This is a genomic window from Parabacteroides sp. FAFU027, assembly GCF_022808675.1.
GTDB lineage: Bacteria > Bacteroidota > Bacteroidia > Bacteroidales > UBA7332 > CAXXIC01.
On sequence record NZ_JAKZKV010000002.1, the window covers coordinates 385,001 to 404,076 of the forward strand.

Annotated in this window: 16 protein-coding genes; 9 read left to right on the forward strand and 7 right to left on the reverse strand. The window is 44.5% G+C overall.

The genetic code is table 11. The features are described 5' to 3' along the window. Positions 1-227: 227 nt before the first annotated feature. From MLE17_RS04770 to MLE17_RS04785, 4 genes are all read right to left on the reverse strand, one after another. Positions 228-1,808: a peptide chain release factor 3 gene (locus MLE17_RS04770; protein ID WP_243347548.1), complete on the reverse strand. Its 1,581-nt coding sequence runs from the start codon at positions 1,806-1,808 to the stop codon at positions 228-230. 137 nt (positions 1,809-1,945) lie between these two features. Then, positions 1,946-2,809 carry a dTDP-4-dehydrorhamnose reductase gene (gene rfbD, locus MLE17_RS04775; RefSeq protein WP_243347549.1) on the reverse strand — a complete coding sequence of 288 codons (864 nt, stop codon included), beginning with the start codon at positions 2,807-2,809 and terminating at the stop codon, positions 1,946-1,948. Positions 2,810-2,883: 74 nt separating this feature from the next. Then, positions 2,884-3,429, reverse strand: a complete 546-nt coding sequence (locus MLE17_RS04780) for a DUF4924 family protein (RefSeq protein WP_243347551.1) — start codon at positions 3,427-3,429, stop codon at positions 2,884-2,886. Next, positions 3,426-4,388, reverse strand: a complete 963-nt coding sequence (locus tag MLE17_RS04785) for a Mur ligase domain-containing protein (RefSeq protein ID WP_243347553.1) — start codon at positions 4,386-4,388, stop codon at positions 3,426-3,428. The genes MLE17_RS04780 and MLE17_RS04785 overlap by 4 nt, the downstream gene beginning before the upstream one ends. Before the next feature lie 162 nt (positions 4,389-4,550). Between MLE17_RS04785 and MLE17_RS04790 the strand changes: the two genes are divergently transcribed. Both MLE17_RS04790 and MLE17_RS04795 read left to right on the forward strand, forming a co-directional pair. Then, positions 4,551-5,387: an MBL fold metallo-hydrolase gene (locus tag MLE17_RS04790; protein WP_243347559.1), complete on the forward strand. Its 837-nt coding sequence runs from the start codon at positions 4,551-4,553 to the stop codon at positions 5,385-5,387. A gap of 69 nt (positions 5,388-5,456) precedes the next feature. Then, on the forward strand, positions 5,457-5,768 hold the full coding sequence (locus MLE17_RS04795) for a T9SS type A sorting domain-containing protein (protein WP_243347560.1): 312 nt from the start codon (positions 5,457-5,459) through the stop codon (positions 5,766-5,768). Positions 5,769-5,859: 91 nt separating this feature from the next. Here the strand turns inward: MLE17_RS04795 and MLE17_RS04800 are convergent, their stop codons facing one another. Then, the gene (locus MLE17_RS04800; RefSeq protein ID WP_243347561.1) at positions 5,860-6,306 is read right to left on the reverse strand and encodes an Hsp20/alpha crystallin family protein; all 447 of its coding nucleotides are present in this window, start codon (positions 6,304-6,306) and stop codon (positions 5,860-5,862) included. 219 nt (positions 6,307-6,525) lie between these two features. Next, a complete protein-coding gene (gene yaaA, locus MLE17_RS04805; protein ID WP_243347565.1) occupies positions 6,526-7,296 on the reverse strand; it encodes a peroxide stress protein YaaA in 771 nt (256 codons plus the stop codon). Positions 7,297-8,367: 1,071 nt separating this feature from the next. On the opposite strand from yaaA, the gene MLE17_RS04810 reads away from it, so the two are divergent. Beyond that, complete coding sequence (locus tag MLE17_RS04810; RefSeq protein WP_243347566.1) at positions 8,368-9,597, forward strand: M16 family metallopeptidase; 1,230 nt, start codon at positions 8,368-8,370, stop codon at positions 9,595-9,597. 408 nt (positions 9,598-10,005) lie between these two features. On the opposite strand, the gene MLE17_RS04815 is transcribed toward MLE17_RS04810, so the two are convergent. Then, positions 10,006-11,094, reverse strand: coding sequence for a hypothetical protein (locus MLE17_RS04815; RefSeq protein WP_243347567.1), 1,089 nt, complete (start codon positions 11,092-11,094; stop codon positions 10,006-10,008). Between the two features lie 530 nt (positions 11,095-11,624). Here MLE17_RS04815 and MLE17_RS04820 point away from each other — a divergent pair. The 6 genes from MLE17_RS04820 to MLE17_RS04845 all read left to right on the forward strand — a co-directional run bounded on the left by MLE17_RS04820 (position 11,625) and on the right by MLE17_RS04845 (position 19,076). Further along, positions 11,625-11,987 carry an RNA recognition motif domain-containing protein gene (locus MLE17_RS04820; RefSeq protein WP_243347570.1) on the forward strand — a complete coding sequence of 121 codons (363 nt, stop codon included), beginning with the start codon at positions 11,625-11,627 and terminating at the stop codon, positions 11,985-11,987. 161 nt (positions 11,988-12,148) lie between these two features. Then, a complete protein-coding gene (hflX, locus tag MLE17_RS04825) occupies positions 12,149-13,372 on the forward strand; it encodes a GTPase HflX (RefSeq protein WP_243347579.1) in 1,224 nt (407 codons plus the stop codon). Between the two features lie 74 nt (positions 13,373-13,446). Next, the gene (locus MLE17_RS04830; RefSeq protein WP_243347581.1) at positions 13,447-15,426 is read left to right on the forward strand and encodes a DUF4954 family protein; all 1,980 of its coding nucleotides are present in this window, start codon (positions 13,447-13,449) and stop codon (positions 15,424-15,426) included. Between the two features lie 11 nt (positions 15,427-15,437). Then, positions 15,438-17,189 (forward strand): signal peptide peptidase SppA, encoded by a 1,752-nt coding sequence (sppA, locus tag MLE17_RS04835; protein WP_243347583.1) that lies wholly within the window; start codon positions 15,438-15,440, stop codon positions 17,187-17,189. Positions 17,190-17,194: 5 nt separating this feature from the next. After that, positions 17,195-18,289, forward strand: a complete 1,095-nt coding sequence (gene lpxK / locus MLE17_RS04840; RefSeq protein ID WP_243347586.1) for a tetraacyldisaccharide 4'-kinase — start codon at positions 17,195-17,197, stop codon at positions 18,287-18,289. Beyond that, entirely contained in the window at positions 18,261-19,076 is an 816-nt protein-coding gene (locus MLE17_RS04845; RefSeq protein WP_243347587.1) for a purine-nucleoside phosphorylase, read from the forward strand. The genes lpxK and MLE17_RS04845 overlap by 29 nt, the downstream gene beginning before the upstream one ends.

The following is a 19,076-nucleotide window of genomic DNA, read 5'->3' on the forward strand; positions in this document are numbered from 1 at the left end:
CAAAGGGTCAAGTGTCCAAATATAGCGATAAATCAATGACTTAACCCGTGATATTACCGTATTTAACTACCCATTACCCTAATGTAAAATTTACTTTTTCAGCTTCTTTAAAACAGGTTTATTGCAAATGCAAAAACGGGCTGTCTCCTCTTGATTGGAAACAGCCCGTTTTTTTGAACTATATATCTTCGTAAAGCTAAATGCTCTTAGTGTCTTAATAGCAAAGCTTAAAATTCTGAAGTAAAGTGGAAGCGAATGTTTTTAAAATCATTCTGCGCCATCATCAGCACGTAGCCTGAATCGGCAAGGAAAACATCGCGCCCCTCTTTATCCACAGCCATAAACTGATACTTGCGTTTCTTGAAGTTTTCCAGTTCAGCCGGATCATCACTTTCGATCCAGCAGGCTTTGTAAAGGTTCAACGGCTCCCAGCGGCATTGCGCTCCATATTCGTTAAGCAGTCGGTACTGGATAACCTCAAACTGAAGCTGACCCACTGTACCGATGATCTTACGACCATTGAATTGGTTGGTAAAGATCTGAGCAACCCCCTCGTCCATCAACTGGTCAATACCTTTGTTGAGCTGTTTAGCCTTCATCGGATCGGCATTGTCGATGTATTTAAACATCTCAGGAGAGAAGCTCGGTAAGCCCTTGAAGTGCAGTTCTTCGCCGCCGGTCAGAGTATCGCCTATCTTAAAGTTACCGGTATCGGGAAGACCGACAATATCACCGGGATAAGCATCGTCCACGATGGATTTCTTTTGCGCCATAAAAGCAGTCGGGCTCGAGAAGCGCATGAGCTTACCGTTGCGTACATGCTTATAGTTTTCGTTACGGCTGAATTTACCGGAACAGATTTTCACGAATGCGATACAGCTGCGGTGGTTCGGGTCCATATTGGCATGGATCTTGAAAATAAAGCCGGTGAATTGCTCTTCTTCTGGTTTTACCTCACGCTCAACGGCATGAATTGGGCGAGGTGATGGTGCAATTTGCACAAAACAGTCTAGCAACTCTTTTACCCCGAAGTTATTCAACGCCGAGCCGAAGAATACCGGCGCCAGTTTACCTTTCAGGTATTCTTCTTTATCAAATTCAGGATAAACGCCTTCGATCAGCTCAATGTCGGAACGCAATTTCTCAGCATCGCTGTCGCCAATATAGTTTTCCAGTTCCGGGCTGTTGATATCTTTGAAATTAACCGATTCGCTTACGATTTGCTTACTTGGAGTATAAAGGTCTAGCTTTTCTTCGTAGATATTGTAAACCCCTTTGAAGCGTTGGCCGATATTGATTGGCCAGCTCAACGGGCGGACAGAGATATTCAGCTCTGCTTCCAGTTCATCCAGCAAGTCAAACGGATCTTTACCCTCGCGGTCGAGCTTATTGACAAAGATCATTACAGGCGTATTGCGCATACGGCAAACTTCCATCAGCTTGCGGGTCTGCGCCTCCACCCCTTTCGCTACGTCCACTGCGATGATTACGCTGTCCACTGCGGTCAAGGTACGGTAAGTATCTTCCGCAAAGTCCTGGTGACCGGGAGTATCGAGGATGTTGATCTTGTAATCGCCGTAGTTGAATCCCATTACCGAAGTGGCTACCGAGATACCGCGCTGTTTCTCAATCTCCATCCAGTCGGAAGTAGCGGTTTTCTTGATTTTATTCGATTTCACCGCGCCGGCCACATGGATTGCGCCCCCGAAAAGCAGTAACTTCTCAGTCAGTGTAGTTTTACCCGCATCAGGGTGGCTGATAATCGCAAAGGTGCGTCTTTTTAGAATCTCTTCCTGTAATTCTGTCATAACTTAGAAGCCCCCGAAATCCCCAGATAGGGGACTTTATAGAGCGAGTTTGTGATTTTCTTTATTGTTTTTGTGAAGCATTCTTACACCCTCCCTTTTGGGGAGGTCCCGATAGCTATCGGGAGGGTGGGGCTTCTTTAAAATAACTTCGCAATACAATCGGTCAGGCTCTCTTCCCAATAAGGAACAGTGATGCCGAAAGTTGTTTTTATTTTTTTCTTGTTTAATACGCTGTAGTGCGGGCGTTTCGCTTTCGTAGGATAGTCTGCTGTTTCTAAAGGAGAAACTTTACACTGGATGCCGACCAGCTTGTGGATTTTTCTGGCAAAATCATACCAGCTACACACTCCTTCATTTGAATAGTGGAATACACCCGGTACAAAACCCTTTTCTTCTGCAAAGACCACCATCTTCATCAATGCTTCTGCCAAATCAGCGGCATAAGTAGGTGTTCCCACCTGATCAAAGATCACGCCCAAAGTGTCGCGCTCTTTGCCTAGTCGCATCATCGTTTTTACGAAGTTATTTCCATAGCTGGAATACAACCAGGCAGTACGCACCACTGCTGAATCAGGACAAGCCGCCATTAATTCCTGTTCACCGGCGAGTTTGGTTTCACCGTAAACAGACTGCGGGCAAACCGGATCGCTCTCCACGTAAGGACGATAGTTCTGCCCGTCAAATACGTAGTCAGTAGAAACGTGAAGCACTTTAGCACCATGAGCAGCGGCTGCTTCTCCCAGATTGCGAACAGCATCCCGGTTGATTTTGGCACAAAATTCTGGCTCATCTTCCGCTTTATCTACGGCTGTATATGCCGCACAATTGATGAGGTAATTGATTCCGTTCGCTGCGATAAAATCAGAAACGGCTTCTTTGTCGCAAATGTCCAATGCATCGACATCTGTAAAAAGAAAAGTGAACTGTGGATATTTGGCCGACAATTCCTGAAGCTCGCTGCCTAACTGACCGTTAGCTCCGGTAACCAATATTTTACTCATTGTATTTTGTTTGTCTTGATATATATTCTTGAATCGAGTTGAGTATAAGTTCATTCCCTCAGTCCTTCACTCCCTCAATCCTTATCTAATTCCCCCGCTCGGTCTTCCTTGTATTTATCCGATAAAAGTCCCAGGAAAGTAGAAATTTGTTTGATAGCCTTCATTGTCTCTTCCGATACTGCCTGTCCTCTCAGACGCAACATCAGCACACCGTACAAAGCTGAAAAACAGGTTTCAATCTCACCGGTCTGGAGCTCTCCTGCACGGGCACGCAGCTCCACGATAAACGGCAATGTCTTATAGTAGGCAGCTACATAAAAAGGCTCTTTATTGGAATGTATAAGTTGAAGGTGCAGGTCGGTCAGGTCAATGATTACGTTCTGGTTAATCTGCAAATGACCGCTTTGCTGTTTATCCTCGCGGCGCATCATGTCGATCAGACTTTCATACCAGTCACGGATCTCTTTTTTAGCCTCTTCCGACTGATCGAATTTATCGATGATTCCGGACTGTATTTTATCTAAATCCAGGCCGTTGGCTCTTATTAGATCTTCAATCTGCCACATGAAAAGCAGATATTCTGCGATATTCTCTTTTTTCTTCTGACGGGCTATGATCATGCCGGGTCTTTTCTTATTTCAACGGAAACAGGTTCCTTGGTAAAATGGGTGCAATACTCAGAAATAGCTGCATAAAAATCTTTATCCTGCATACCCAATTGACGGCATGCCAGGCGAGCGCCATTAAGGTTTTGCAGGAAATATTCATCACAAACCTCGATCGGATAGTGTCCGAAACGGGTTTTAAGCATCAGTTGGCCATCGACATATTCGGTGTCGTGAGCCTTATAGGGCATGCCGGTTATATCGTCGCGCAGCAGGGCGGTAAGATTCTCCAGCGGCATATCTTCTTCGAAGTAGATACATTTCCCATCACGGTCAATGCGCTCAATCAAAGTCTTGAAGCTCTCCAGATAGCTTTCAAAGGCAGGGAAAGATTCGCATTCGTCCCAAATCAGGTTGGTCAGCAATGCAATCTGCGGTTTGTAGAACAGGTGCAGCGGCCGGGGTTCTATGGGTGAAGTACTGAACTCATCACCTTCCAGCAAAGCAATCCGGTTGTCGTAACTCAAATGGATGGAGGAAGAGGTTCCTTTCATTTCATTAAGAGCCACATAATCGAATGCAATCTTGTGCTTTTTCAGGGCAAACATCATCATCGACATGATGCTGCTTTTTCCTTTGCTACCGCTTACCACAAAACGAACCTTATTTTTATTCTGATGATAGATGAATTCCGGAAACGACATCACCAACAGCCCTTTTTCATAAGCACGGGCCAGTTCCGGATTCGATTTATCCAGGTGCATAGCCGGTACAACTACGTCAATACCTTTTACGAGCGTCTCCGTATCCCAATCCATTCGTTCTGGGAGGAGGTCATGCTGAGCCAACAACTTGCGTTGCTCTTCCGGAATGACAATGTCAGAACCGGTTACGTGATACCCCTTTTTCTGGAGGGCCACGGCAAGCTGGCACATCGTGTAATCTCCGATGGAAATAATATGGATACGTTTCATCAAAATCGAATTAATCATCACAACGAATAAGTCCGGACATAGAAACATCCGAAAAAACCCGTCCCAATCAGTTTTACAGCAAAAAACAACACCTTTTTTAACGATCAATAATCTGTGTCACAACAGTTATTGCTAAATTTGGGTGCAAAAATAATACTTATAATGCAGTTAACCCTTATACAGTCCGGTTTTTTTTATTGTACGGGAGGTGCCATGTTCGGAGTTATTCCCCAAAAAATCTGGAGAAAACGTTATCCGGCCTATGGCGAAATGTGTCGACTGAGCACAAATATGCTATACGTAGAGATGGGTAGCAGGAAGATTGTGGTCGATGCAGGTACAGGTGTAAAATATCCGGAGCGTTGTAAAAGTTATGGCTTTGAAAATGTGATAAATCCCGCAGTGGCATTATCCTCACTGGGTGTCCCGTCCGATGAGGTAACTGATGTTATACTTACCCATCTGCATTTTGACCATTGCGGCGGTTGCACCGGCACAGACAAAAACGGAGTCCTGAATGTTACTTTTCCCAAAGCTATCCATTGGGTCAGCCGGAAACAATGGGAACACGCACAAAACCCGACTTTACTGGATGAGGACGCCTACTGGCCGGAGAATGTAAGCCCGTTGGAGGATGCCGGACTGATATGCCTGGTCGAACAAGACAGCGAAATCTACCCCGGTGTAAAACTCGAACTCTACAATGGCCATACCCCCGGACAAATTGTCCCCGTCTTTGAACTCAATGGATTACGATATTGTTTTACTGGTGATGTGATACCTACATCGGCACACCTCTCTACTTTGTGGATCTCGGCATACGATATCTACCCGGTAGATTCGGTTAATGAGAAACTGAGATTATTGAACAATGCCGTGGTTGATAACCGGATACTCATCACATCACATGATACTGAAGCCCTGGCTTTTACCATCCGGAAAATGTCTGATTATTATAAGTTGAAAAACGAAATCGCCATTCGTTTATGTAAAATATAATAAAACGGAACCATAACGGAATCGTTTGAGAAAAATTGCACTACCTTTGCATTATATCGTTTTTTAAGGATGAAAAAGTTATTGATGATAGGAATATTCTGTTGCTCCATTCTGCTGGCAAGCGGAGTGCCGACACAGACGCAACCGGCGAAACCCTCTCCGGATCGCGACAATGTAACTATGGTCATACAGGTAGTGGGGAACAGAATCAGCATTCAAAACGCAGTACCAAACTCTATTGTAGAGATTTACAGTGTATTGGGCGTCAAACTGAAACAATACCGCTTACCTCAGGCCGACGAAGAGTATATAATCGAATTACCGAAAGGCTGTTATATCCTCAAGTCGGACAATATCGTTCGCAAGATTGCCATAAAATAAATATGATCAGACCCTGTTGCTTCGGCAATGGGGTTTTTCTTTGTAAAAAAAGAGCCTGAAGAATTCACTTTCAGGCTCTTTTTGCAAGGGTTTATTTAATCTCAATCACCCGGATGGGGTTCGTTTTGGCTTCTTCACGCTTTGGTATATGAATCGTAAGGATTCCTTTTTCGTATTTCGCTTCGATGTTTTCACTATCAGCTACATTCGGCAGGGTGAATGAGCGACTGAAAGACTGGTAGCTGAATTCACGACGTGTGTATTTGCCCTCTTCTTTAGTCTCTTTCTCATTCTTCTTTTCTGAAGAAATAGTCAATACATTGTGATTCAACTCAATCTTAAAATCTTCCTTGACCATGCCCGGTGCGGCCAGCTCAACATCAAAAGCTGCTTCCGATTCGCGAATATTGACTGATGGCAGCGTAGTATTGGTCAATGAGTAATTCTGGTTAGACCAATCCATCCAATCACGATTGAAGAAGTCGTTAAAGAAACTTGGTAAGTTTGGGAAGAAATCATCCCTCTTAATCAGTGACATAATAACCTCCTATTTTAATGGTTTGACTTAGATTTTGGTGAACCGAAGTTCACTTAACCAATTTCAAATTACGTGCCAAATCCACTTGCTACATAGTTATAACAACAAGGCTCACGGAAAAGCATTCCCAGACATCTGTTTTAAACCTAATTATCCAATATTAAACGGTTTAACTGACAAAACTACAAGGTGCATCTGTAAAAATGACAGCTTTGTTTTTTATCTGACAAACACCCAACGATCCTTTTCCGAGAAGTCTTCAACAAAGGCATACCCCTCCGTATCAAATGCCTTGAGCTGTTCGGGGTCGATCAGGCGGTTTTCGATAATGAAACGAGTCATCATACCCCGTGCTTTTTTCATATAAACGGTGATAGGTTTGGGCTTTCCGTCACGCATCTCTACAAACTCGAAGTCGATAATGCGTGCTTTGACGCTTTTACGATGAATAGCTTTGAAGTATTCATGCGAAGCCAGATTAATCAGTACCGACTCTTCACCGATTTGGGATTTCAGCACTTCATTGAGATTTTTCGTAATCTTATTATCCCAAAACTCATAGAGATTTTCCGCTTTGGCTGTATCGAGTTTAATGCCCATTTCGAGACGGTAAGGTTGAATCAGGTCAAGCGGGCGAAGAACTCCGTAAAGTCCGGACAACATACGCAAATGCCCCTGAGCAAATTGAATATCATCGGGAGCCAGCGTCTTTGCTTTCAATCCGTTATAGACTTCTCCGTTGAAGGCAAACACAGCCTGCTTGGCATTCTCCGGGGTAAAGGGCAAATGCCACTGTTTGTAACGCTCATAATTGAGCGAAGCAATCTCCCGACTGACGGAATAGAGCTTCATCAGGTCAGGAACTTCGATATCGCGTAATCGCTTGATCAATTTCGAAGATTGCTTGAGGTAATCGGGCTGTGTAAAATCAGTAACCGGAGCAGTCGTTTTATAATCGAGATTCTTGGCGGGGGATATGACGATTAGCATAGTTTATAGTTTGGGGAAATAACGGTTAGAGGATTGACTTGGTTCAAAATATCCGAATCTGAATTTTATGAACATAAGAATGTTCAAAATCACTCTTTTTGAGCCGAGCACAAACTTATATTGCAATGGCATGGTCTCAATGAAATCAATGAACCATTATTGAAATAAATGAGAGAGGCACTTTATCACCTATTCATCCATAGTAAATCAAAATTGAATTGCAGTTCTATCTCCAGACTTGAAGTACGTTTCACCTATAGTATCTGAGGATCTTCTCATAACATACTTTATTCTTAAAATCAACCACTTGAAACATCTGATACTGGTATGCTATCCCTGTACAACCTGGCAAACTGGACATAATCTTTAAGAGCCCTTTATTTTGATCAAAAATATAAACTGAAAATTCGTATTCAGGAAAAGTATACTTGTTCGTTTCATATTCTTCATTCTTACACGATATAATCTTGAACTCTTGATGATTTACAAACAATCGTCTATATGAAATAGAATCCCCATCACTCTTCTTAAAAATCAATTTATAGCCCAAATAACGCACAGTACAATAGTCAACATAATAGCATGACACTTTAGGCTTTATCTTTTTAACGTTTGGAGATCTCATCTCTTTAATAGCCAATAAAAACAATCCATTTTTGTTCTTCTGCGCAAACAAAGACGTATTTGTATATACCACAATCAGTACAACATAGATATGCTTCATATATTTAACTTTTAATTACCCAAAGATATGGCTTTCTTTATTCTTCTACTCCCCGTTATGCTGGATACAGAATAGAAAACTTTGAAACCGTAGGACTGGATATATCATTCGGAAACAACCTATCCCGCTTTAAAAATAAGCATTTTATCTGTTTGTCACATTTCTATTGAAAATCAGCGGTTAAAAACCGCTGCACCCACAATATTCAACCCAATCGGAGCCCTGTCCAAGAATCTTGCTTTCGTTACATTATTATCCAACAGTTTTCCTCACGCATGACGGGGGATTGCTTTTCTTGACTGATAGATTTCCCCAAATTACTTACCTTTGCCCTATACATGAATATTATGACAGATCATTATCAGACATATACTTTGGCCAATGGACTGCGGGTGGTACACATGCCGTCCGATTCCCCAGTCGCCTATTGCGGCTATGCCGTGAATGTAGGGACGCGGGATGAAGAACCGCACCAGTTTGGCATGGCGCATTTTGTGGAACATCTGCTTTTTAAGGGGACAGAGAAGCGCCGTTCGGTGCATATACTGAACCGTATGGAGGCGGTCGGCGGAGAACTTAATGCTTACACCTCCAAGGAGGAGACCTTCGTCTATTCGATATTCCTGGAGGAGCATATCGAACGGGCTGTGGAGTTGCTTTCCGACCTGGTGTTTCATTCCACATTTCCCCAAAACGAAATAGAAAAAGAACGGGATGTGATACTCGATGAGATTGGCTCGTATAAGGATAATCCCTCCGAGTTGATTTATGACGAGTTTGAAAACCTACTGTTTGAAGGCCATGAGCTCGGCCATAATATTCTCGGCGACACCGAATCGCTCGAATCATTCACCACTGCCGATGCGTTGGCTTTCGTAGCCAAACATTATGTTCCGTCAAATATGGTTTTCTTCTCGATGGGCAGGACTGATTTTAAGAAGATTATCCGGCTGATAGAGAAGTATGCCTCCTCAGTCCCCTCGTGTGAAATCATTAAGCATCGCAAGACGCCCCTACCGGTCACCAACTGCAAAGCAGTCACCGAAAACCACGATACTCATCAGGCGCATGTGCTGATGGGAAGCAGGGGATACAGCCTGCACGACAAGAATCGTCTGGCCTTGTATATGGTTAATAACATACTGGGTGGCCCGGGTATGAACAGTCGCCTGAACCTTGCCCTGCGCGAACGTCACGGGTATGTCTATTCCGTAGAATCGACCCTAACTTCCTACACCGATACGGGAGTGTTCGCCATCTATTTCGGCTCCGATCCAAAAAACCGGGACAAGTGCATCCGGTTGATTGATAAAGAGCTGGCTTTGTTACGTAATAAAAAGATGACATCTCTTCAATTGAATGCCGCCAAGAAACAGTTGATGGGACAATTGGGCGTATCGGTTGACAACCGTGAGAATCTGGCCCTGGCGGTAGGGAAATCCTTCCTCCATTTTAATAAGTTTGAAAGCCTTGAAGAGGTAAATAAACGTATTGAAGCCTTGACCGCAAAGCAATTGCTGGAAATATCAAATGAAGTATTCGACCCCAAACATTTATATACGCTGATGTTTGAGTAAATCACGGCAGAAACAAAGAAAACCAGAATCCGCAAAGAATAGTGTAGATGCTCATTCTTTGCGGATTCTCTGTTTTAGGATGGCACTTTCATTCCTTAATGCATTCCAAAGGTATTCTAAATGAATATCTAGCCCTCTTATAAGTTGGCTAAAAGAAGAGATTAAACAGACTACTTACAGGGATATTACACCAAAAATAAGTGTAATATCCCTGTTATATCTCTGGTTTATCCCTGTATAATCCCTGTTATATATAGCAATAAGAAAGGGCTGACACTTGACTAACCTATCTATTTCAGAGAAAGAGAAGTTGCATTAGAAATATGCAAAAAAGAATGATTTCTATCGATGGTTAAAGATGCATACTCAATTCTAACCATCGATAAATCTGTGAAAAAACAATCTATTCTACTTTTTACTGCGATAAATATCCCACGCAATCCAGTCCACCACATCGGTTGCAAAATTTACCTGACGCATGGAAGTAAAGAGTGAACTGATATTGTCTATTGCTGCACCTTCAAGATCGGTCAGTGTACTGCTGGTGCCATCATCGAAGGTAATCTTCAGGTCTCGTGTTTTGTGAGTGAATGATGGGTTTGAAGTATCTGTCGTTTTATTGATTACTTCAACTTTTGAATTGGTTTGAAGGACACCTTTGACATAAACTTTGGCACTGTCAAGCGTCTGTCCTTTTCCCAAAGCTCTTACAATCTGCACATCGCCTATGGTCAAAGAGTATGACCGTTCCCGATACCAGGAGGTTGTACTGGTTCTGGTAGCAGTGTATTTTTCTTCATAGAGCATAGTGCCGCCCTTGGAGATAGAGTAGCTTGACACAGCCGTATCTCCGGAAGAAGCGTAACATTTGGTTACATATCCGCTGGGGAAATCAAACTCTGAAAGATAATCGTAGCCGTTTACGTAATTGAGGGTTGACCAGATTTTCAAATTACCGACATCCACATCCTTAATTTTGATACCTGAAGCTAATCGGTAATCATATCCCACGAAGGGCCTGAATTTATACAGGTAGTCCGAGACACTGATTACATAGTTGTTGGTCAATAATGTATCGCTGGGCGAATAGGTAAATAACGTTCTCGGAGATTCTACTTTTTCCTGTGGCAACCTGACAATCATTAATGAGTTTGATGCGGTTTTGGAGAAATAACGCTGACTGGAAATCGGCCCCCATTTTGTAGAAGGGACTTTATAGTCATACACACCGGATATATCTGAAAGTAATATCTGGTTGGTCAGCAAAGAATCCACGGGGGAAGTTGTTGCACTTTTCAATGAGCTATTGTTAGTCAGGACCTGAAAACCGGATGAAGATGTAATTTCACTTAATGCGGAGTTCAGATTTTGAACACCGGCCGTAAGTGATGATTTCAGATTACCTGAATCGGATGAATTCAATACATCTGATTGGGAGCAACTCCACAAAAATGTGCTAAACAATAGCAATACCGGATAAAAGACTTTTGACTTCATAAAAAACATTTTTAAAAGGGTTGTTACATTAATCGTCTGTATAAATACGACCGCAACCTGTCATCAGGATTTCGGTAGGTAAAGATACAAATAGATAAACGGGATTATTTTCATTTTCAGATGTTTAAACGGCTAAATAATCCTAATTTAATTGATCTGCAATCCAATGTTGTGTACTTATAAAAATGGTCACTGTGTAAGATTCCTCCTTCATCAAACCACTCCTGTACCGGAGAGCTTTAATATGACTTCTATCGCCTGCATTTTTAATCCTCCCGGATAATTTCCATTGGTTTGCCCTCAAAAGATGAAGAAGATGCTCAATATATGTTATAAATTCATCTATTACAGATAATTATTCCGTTAAATCAGTCTGTATATGACAAATATGTTTACCTTTACGGCTGTTATTGAAAATAAGCGCGGGCCATTCACTATTCAATCCGTTTCGTTCTGATAGGATTTTTACAATAGGCGTACGTTCTCAGCCTTTCCTTCAATCAAATCAATTAATTTAATCCTATTTTCAAATGAACATTTTTGTTGCAAAACTAAGCTTTGGCGTAAACGACGAAGACTTGAACGAACTTTTTGCAGAGTATGGTGAAGTATCCTCTGCGCGTGTAATCATGGACAAAATGACCGGAAAATCAAAAGGTTTCGGTTTCGTAGAAATGTCTGACGACGAAGCTGCGAAAAAAGCAATCAGCGAACTTGACGGTTGCGAATACGACGGTCGCGTGATCGCTGTATCAGAAGCTCGTCCACGTGAAGAAAGACCAGCCGGCGAACGTCGTGGTGGTGGCTACGGCGGCGGAAACCGTGGTGGCGGTTTTGGCGGTGGCAACCGTGGCGGTGGTTACGGTGGTGGAAGCCGTGGCGGAAGATATTAATCTGACCCTCTTTTAATTCCAAATATAAAGCGTCTTCAGCAATGAGGGCGCTTTTTTTGTGACAGTAAACCTCCAAGGTTTTAAAAACCTTGGAGGTTTGGCATCACAGGCTGACGGCTTTTTGACTATATTTGTATCCTATTTAAGGCATTAGACATTACATGAAGGATTTTATAATCACGAAATCGGAAACCGAGACAGCTGTGCTGGTCGGTCTGATTACCCCTCAACAAAACGAGCAAAAGTCGAACGAGTACCTCGATGAGCTGGCGTTTCTGGCCGAGACGGCAGGGGCGGTTCCGGTGAAGAGCTTTACACAACGTCTCGACTATCCCCACCCTGTGACTTTCGTAGGACAGGGAAAACTACAGGAAATCAAAGATTATGTAGAAGAGAATGAGATCGGTATGGTGCTTTTTGACGACGATCTTTCGCCCAAGCAACTCAAAAACATCGAGAAGATGCTGGAGGTGAAAATTCTCGACCGCACAAGCCTGATCCTGGATATTTTTGCCAAACGTGCACAGACCGCCCATGCCAAAACACAGGTGGAGCTGGCACAATACCAATACCTCCTACCCCGTCTGACCCGACTATGGACTCACCTTGAGCGCCAGCGAGGCGGTATCGGGATGCGTGGTCCGGGCGAGACACAGATCGAGACCGACCGTCGTATTATCCTCGATAAAATTTCAAAGCTGAAAGAGGATCTGAAAGCCATTGACAAACAGAAGGCGACACAGCGTAAAAACCGCGGCAAAATGGTGCGCGTGGCTCTTGTCGGCTACACCAACGTGGGCAAATCCACGATGATGAACATGCTAAGTAAATCGGAGGTGTTTGCCGAAAACAAATTGTTTGCAACACTCGACACAACCGTACGCAAGGTGATCGTGGACAACCTGCCTTTCCTGTTGTCGGATACGGTAGGATTTATCCGCAAGCTGCCGACTCACCTGGTGGAGTCGTTTAAATCGACCCTCGATGAGGTGCGCGAGGCAGACCTGCTACTGCACGTGGTGGACATCTCCCACACAGCCTTCGAGGAACAAATCGAGGTAGTAACGCAAACGCTAAATGAGGTATGCGATGCGCAGGATAAACCGACCATCATCATTTTCAACAAAATAGATGCATACAACCATGTGCAGAAGGATGAGGACGACCTCACTCCCCGCACCCGTGAAAACATCACGCTGGAGGAGCTGCAACAGACCTGGATGGCGAAACTGCATGAAAATTGCATGTTTATCTCTGCCAAAGAGAAACTCAACGTGGATGCCCTGCGCGAGATGCTGTATGCCCGTGTGAAGGAGATTCACGTACAGCGTTATCCGTACAACGATTTTTTGTTCCAGAAATACGATGAAGATTTCGACATATAAGGGATTTTAGGCCAAAAACTTATAGACAAAGAGCAAAGGCTTACGACTTATTACTCACGACTCACGACTTAGCGATGACATTACTCCGCCCCCTATCCTCTTCAGAGATTTCGCAACTCAAAAAACAGGGTTGCTCGGCCACCGACTGGACCAGCATAAAGGTCAGGGAAAGTTTTTCGGCAGAACGTATCGTCAATGTTCAGTTCTCCGGGAAGATAGAACTGGGTAATCCGGAAGGTGAATTTACCCTTGCCGGAGGTATTCCCGCACCGGGCGGAATCTATAATGCCACCCTGCACAACTGCCGCATCGGTAACCAGACACGCATTGCCAACACAACCATCGCCAATTATAACATCGGCAATCACTGCCTGATCGAGCAGGTCGGCGAACTGGTTACAGACGGAGTGAGCTCGTTTGGAAACTGCACTGAGGTGAATGTACTCAACGAAACAGGTGGTCGTGAAGTGGTCATCTACGACGGGCTTTCGGTACAGACAGCTTACCTGCAAGCCTTTTACCGCCATCGTCCAGCTCTTATCAAACAACTCAAATTAATCATTGCCAAATACACCGCACAGGTAACATCGACCACGGGAACTATCGGCGACAACTGCCGCATCGTGCGCTGTGGCTCGTTGAAGAACCTCTGCATCGGTGATTCGGCCTCCATCGAAGGAGCTACGAAGTTGGTCAATGGAACCGTACAAAGTTCTGCCGAACTTCCAGCACACATTGGTGACGGTGTAATGGCTGATCATTTTATCATGGCTAAAGGTGCTTGTATGGAATCGGGAGCCATGGTCAGCCACGCTTTCGTGGGACAGGCGGTACATCTGGCGCGCCAGTTTTCTGCCGTACACTCCCTGTTCTTCAGCTATTCGCAAGGAGAACACGGAGAAGCCTGTGCGGCATTCGCCGGTCCATTCACCGTCACCCATCACAAATCGACGCTGCTTATCGGCAGTTATTACTCGTTTATGAACGCAGGAAGCGGCACTAACCAGAGCAACCACCTATACCGCCTCGGCCCTATCCACCAGGGCATTCTGGAGCGTGGATGCAAAACGGGAAGCGACTCTTACATTATGTGGCCTTCCCGCGTCGGTGCATTTTCTATGATTGTAGGAAAACATACCCGCCACGCTGATACAGCTGATTTGCCTTTCTCCTATTTGGTTGAAAACAAAAAAGAGACTTACCTGATGCCGGGGGCAACATTGGGTAATGTTGGGACTATCCGTGACGCCCAAAAGTGGAAGAAACGGAATACGCTCAGCGACGAAGTCCGCACAGATATTATCAACAGTAATCTTTTCAGCCCGTACACATTAGGCAAAATTCTCCGCGGCTTAGAAATTCTGAAAGAGCTACAAAGCAAACCGTCAGACCTTTATCTCTACAATGGAGTCAGGATAAAAGGATATTCATTGGGCAAAGGAATTGCCTTTTATGAAAATGCCATTCTAAAGCATCTGGGCGACCGGTTGATGAAACGGTTGAGCGATGCACCCTTTTCTTCCATGCAGGAGGTCAAACAAATACTGAAGCCCAACAGCGAAGAAGGATTGGGTGAATGGATCGATATTGCCGGAGCCATCGTGCCTAAAGCAAAAGCAGAAGCCCTGGTCGCAGACATTGAATCAGGAAAGATCAATACTACAGAAAAACTGGATTCTTACTGGAAAGAGCTTGATGCGGCATACGATGTGATGAGCTGGAACTGGCTGATTAACCTGACAGAGCAACATTTGGGTAAAAATGTCGCTGTCTGGACCCGTTCCGATCTGACACAGCTTGTCAACGATAGCCTCGATGCCATTGTAAAATTTGATCAACAGTTACTTGAGGATACCCGCAAAGAGTTCTCTCCGGAGATTCAGACCGGATTCGGTATCGACGGAAACAACAAGGTGAAGGATGCTGACTTTGAAGCTGTTCGTGGCATGTTTGAAAATCACCCGATGGTAAATTGTATCCGCGAACATATTGACATTAAAAGACAAATGGCAGAAACCCTGCGCATTAAACTGGAAGAGATAGGACAATCATAAAAGCATAGACTATGAAACAATTTTTCAAGATGGCGTTTGCCAGCGCTTTGGGCTTCTTTATCACGGCGATTGTGATTATATCGCTGTTCATTTTTGTATTTGCCGTTGCCATTAGCCAAATGGAGAGTACCACCTTCAAAACGAAGCCCAACTCAGTGCTTCACCTCAAGCTGGAGGGGGAAATTGTGGAGCGTTCGAAGGAAAATCCGTTTCAGCAAATCTTCTCCGACTACAAAGTGGGACGACTGGGATTGGATGATATCCTCTCCGCCATCGACAAAGCGGAAAAAGACGATAATATCCGCGGTATTTATCTCGATTTCAAGATTCCCATTGCCGGTATGGCCACAGTGGAAGAGATCCGTAACCGCCTGAAAGAATTTAAGAAAAGCGGGAAGTTCGTTGTCGCTTATGCCGACCAATATGCACAGAAGGACTTTTACCTGGCGACCGTTGCCGATACCATCCTGCTTAATCCGGTGGGTATGATTGACTTCCGCGGAATTGGCGGACAGCCTGTCTTTTTCAAAAAGGCTTTGGATAAACTGGGCATTGAGATGCAGATATTCAAAGTCGGCACATACAAATCGGCAGTTGAGCCATTTATCCAGGAAAAAATGAGCGATGCCAATAAAGCACAAGTAACAGAATACATCTCCGAAATCTGGAATCATTTGCTTAAAGAAATCTCTGTCAGTCGCAAAATACCGGTTGAAAAACTGAATGCTTACGCCAACGAAGGCATGCTGATGCAACCGGCGGAAAAAGATATAAAATACCGTCTGGCTGACAAGTTGATTTACCGGACAGATGTATGGACCTACCTGAAGAAACTCGCTCACTCCGACGCTAAAGAAGAGAAAGGTCTGGTCGAAATCAGCGATATGGTGAAAGCCGAAAGCCAGGAATCCCAATATGAAGACAAGGTTGCCATCGTGTATGCTGCCGGTGGAATTGATGACGGAGACAGCGAAGGCATCAACAGCGAAAAACTTTCCAGGGATCTGATGGATGTCAAAGGTGACTCATCGGTAAAAGCTGTCGTGTTTCGGGTAAATTCACCCGGAGGTAGCGCCTACGGTTCGGAACAAATCTGGCACGTCATCAAAGAGATTCAAAAAGTGAAGCCGGTCGTAGTTTCAATGGGAGACTATGCCGCTTCAGGCGGTTATTATATCTCCTGCCCGGCATCGGCCATAGTCGCTCAACCGACTACACTCACAGGCTCTATCGGCATATTCGGCATGTTCCCCAACGTGGAAAAGCTAACGGAAAAACTGGGACTGACCTTTGACGAAGTCTCCACCAACCGCTTTGCCACCACCCCAAGCATAAACCGTCCGATGCGTGCTGATGAAAAGGCTCTGTTCCAGGGATACATCAATGAGGGATACAAACTGTTTGTAGGCCGTTGTGCAGCCGGACGCAAAGTGAAAACCGAAAAAATAGAAGCTGTGGCCCAGGGACACGTCTGGACCGGAGAAAAAGCGATACAAATCGGGCTGGTTGACAAACTCGGCGGCATTCAGACAGCACTGGAACTGGCCGCTCAAAAAGCGAAACTGAAAAATTACAACGTGGAAAGTTTCCCCAAAAAGAAATCTTTTATGGAAGAGATTTTCAGCGATATGCAAGACGATGCCTCAGATGTGCTGGCTAAATTCTATTTTGGCGAGAACCTGAAATATTATAAAGTGCTGCAGAACCTGCAAAAGCAACAACCTATGCAGGCCCGCCTGCCTTTTTACCTGGATATTGAATAATTGAGATGAAAGAAGAATCACCTAAAATTACCAAATCACTGCTCCCCCTCTCTTTTCTGTTTGGAATAGCGGTGAGTACAAGAAATAAACTGTTTGACTGGGGCATTCTCCCTTCCGAATCATTTGAGGTTCCCGTTATTTGCGTTGGCAACCTGACTGTCGGAGGAACAGGAAAAACACCTCACACCGAATACCTGGTTTCTATTTTAAGCAAAAAGTTTAAGGTTGCGGTGTTGAGTCGCGGCTACAAACGTAAAACCAGCGGTTTCGTACTGGCGGATGACAAAGCCGGTGTACGCGAAATTGGCGACGAACCCTACCAAATCAAAAAGAAGTTTCCTCAGGCCATCGTGGCCGTTTGTGAAAGCCGCCGAGTCGGGATTCATAAGTTATTGGAAATCCATCCCGAGATTGATGTGGTATTGCTTGACGATGCTTTCCAGCACCGTTATGTCAAACCGGGACTGTCCATCCTTCTGATGGACTACAACCGCAAAATCTACGAAGACAAGCTGCTGCCTGCCGGCCGTTTGCGCGAGCCTCTCTGGTCAAAAGAGCGCGCCAATATTATGATTGTGACTAAAAGCCCGTCCACAACAAAGCCGATGGATATTCGTATCATTTCGAAATATCTGACTTTGCGTCCGCACCAACAGCTCTTTTTCTCTTCAATCGATTATGGCAAACTTCACCCGGTATTCCCTGAACGGGGCAACCAGATTCGTGAACTGACTAATATAGACAAGAAAAAAGAGGCCATCTTGCTTGTTACCGGTATTGCCTCAACCAAAAAGCTGATTGCAGATCTGGAGCAATATGCCGAGAATATCGTGGAGCTGAATTTCCCTGACCACCATAACTTTGACAAGAAGGACATTGCGATTATTGAGCAAAAGTTCCATCAGATTCACGGTGACAAGAAAATCATTCTGGTTACAGAAAAAGATGCAGTCCGCCTGCAACAGACACCGATGCTGAGCGAATCATTGAAACAGAATATGTATTACCTCCCGATCGAGGTAACTTTCCTGGATAACAAGACAGAGGAATTCAACACCAAAATCTACGACTATGTTAGAAATAATCGAAGAAAGCGCTAGTTACCTACGGAGCATCATCCGTTCAAAACCGGAAACCGCTATTATTCTCGGCTCTGGTCTGGGCGAACTGGTTGATCATATCGAAGATAAACAAGAAATCTCGTACGAAGAGATTCCCAATTTCCCCGTTTCAACCGTAGAAGGACACAGCGGCAAACTGATACTGGGGAAACTCGGAGGGAAGGAAATCCTGGCCATGCAGGGACGCTTCCACTACTACGAAGGTTACAACATGAAGAAGGTGACTTTCCCGGTGCGGGTGATGAAAGCGTTAGGCATTAAGAATCTCTTTGTGTCCAATGCTGCCGGAGGAATGAATCCAGATTTTGTAGTGGGCGATGTAATGATAATCACCGACCACATCAACCTCTTCCCGGAACATCCGCTGAGAGGTAAAAACTTCAGCGAACTTGGCCCGCGTTTCCCGGATATGAGCGATGCCTATTCGAAGGAATTTATCCGGATGGCGGAAAAGACAGCAGCCGAGAACCACATCCTGATTCAAAAAGGGGTTTACGTGGGCACACAAGGCCCTACCTACGAGACACCCGCCGAATATAAATATTTCCGCGTTACAGGAGGCGATGCCGTGGGAATGTCCACCGTACCGGAAGTGATTGTAGCCCGTCACTGCGGTATGAATGTATTTGCCGTGTCCGTGATTACCGATATGTGGTACGAAGGAAATCCGGTGAAGGTTTCGCACGAAGAGGTCATCGAAGCGGCCAACAGCGCCCAACCGAAGATGACCCTTATCATGACTGAATTATTAAAACAACTGCAATAG

What these genes read in the sequence shown, in the direction of transcription:
- MLE17_RS04770 (WP_243347548.1), bottom strand. Translation starts at nt 1,808, where the DNA reads ATGACAGAATTACAGGAAGAGATTCTAAAAAGACGCACCTTTGCGATT.
- rfbD (WP_243347549.1), bottom strand. Translation starts at nt 2,809, where the DNA reads ATGAGTAAAATATTGGTTACCGGAGCTAACGGTCAGTTAGGCAGCGAG.
- MLE17_RS04780 (WP_243347551.1), bottom strand. Translation starts at nt 3,429, where the DNA reads ATGATCATAGCCCGTCAGAAGAAAAAAGAGAATATCGCAGAATATCTG.
- MLE17_RS04785 (WP_243347553.1), bottom strand. Translation starts at nt 4,388, where the DNA reads ATGAAACGTATCCATATTATTTCCATCGGAGATTACACGATGTGCCAG.
- MLE17_RS04790 (WP_243347559.1), top strand. Translation starts at nt 4,551, where the DNA reads ATGCAGTTAACCCTTATACAGTCCGGTTTTTTTTATTGTACGGGAGGT.
- MLE17_RS04795 (WP_243347560.1), top strand. Translation starts at nt 5,457, where the DNA reads ATGAAAAAGTTATTGATGATAGGAATATTCTGTTGCTCCATTCTGCTG.
- MLE17_RS04800 (WP_243347561.1), bottom strand. Translation starts at nt 6,306, where the DNA reads ATGTCACTGATTAAGAGGGATGATTTCTTCCCAAACTTACCAAGTTTC.
- yaaA (WP_243347565.1), bottom strand. Translation starts at nt 7,296, where the DNA reads ATGCTAATCGTCATATCCCCCGCCAAGAATCTCGATTATAAAACGACT.
- MLE17_RS04810 (WP_243347566.1), top strand. Translation starts at nt 8,368, where the DNA reads ATGACAGATCATTATCAGACATATACTTTGGCCAATGGACTGCGGGTG.
- MLE17_RS04815 (WP_243347567.1), bottom strand. Translation starts at nt 11,094, where the DNA reads ATGAAGTCAAAAGTCTTTTATCCGGTATTGCTATTGTTTAGCACATTT.
- MLE17_RS04820 (WP_243347570.1), top strand. Translation starts at nt 11,625, where the DNA reads ATGAACATTTTTGTTGCAAAACTAAGCTTTGGCGTAAACGACGAAGAC.
- hflX (WP_243347579.1), top strand. Translation starts at nt 12,149, where the DNA reads ATGAAGGATTTTATAATCACGAAATCGGAAACCGAGACAGCTGTGCTG.
- MLE17_RS04830 (WP_243347581.1), top strand. Translation starts at nt 13,447, where the DNA reads ATGACATTACTCCGCCCCCTATCCTCTTCAGAGATTTCGCAACTCAAA.
- sppA (WP_243347583.1), top strand. Translation starts at nt 15,438, where the DNA reads ATGAAACAATTTTTCAAGATGGCGTTTGCCAGCGCTTTGGGCTTCTTT.
- lpxK (WP_243347586.1), top strand. Translation starts at nt 17,195, where the DNA reads ATGAAAGAAGAATCACCTAAAATTACCAAATCACTGCTCCCCCTCTCT.
- MLE17_RS04845 (WP_243347587.1), top strand. Translation starts at nt 18,261, where the DNA reads ATGTTAGAAATAATCGAAGAAAGCGCTAGTTACCTACGGAGCATCATC.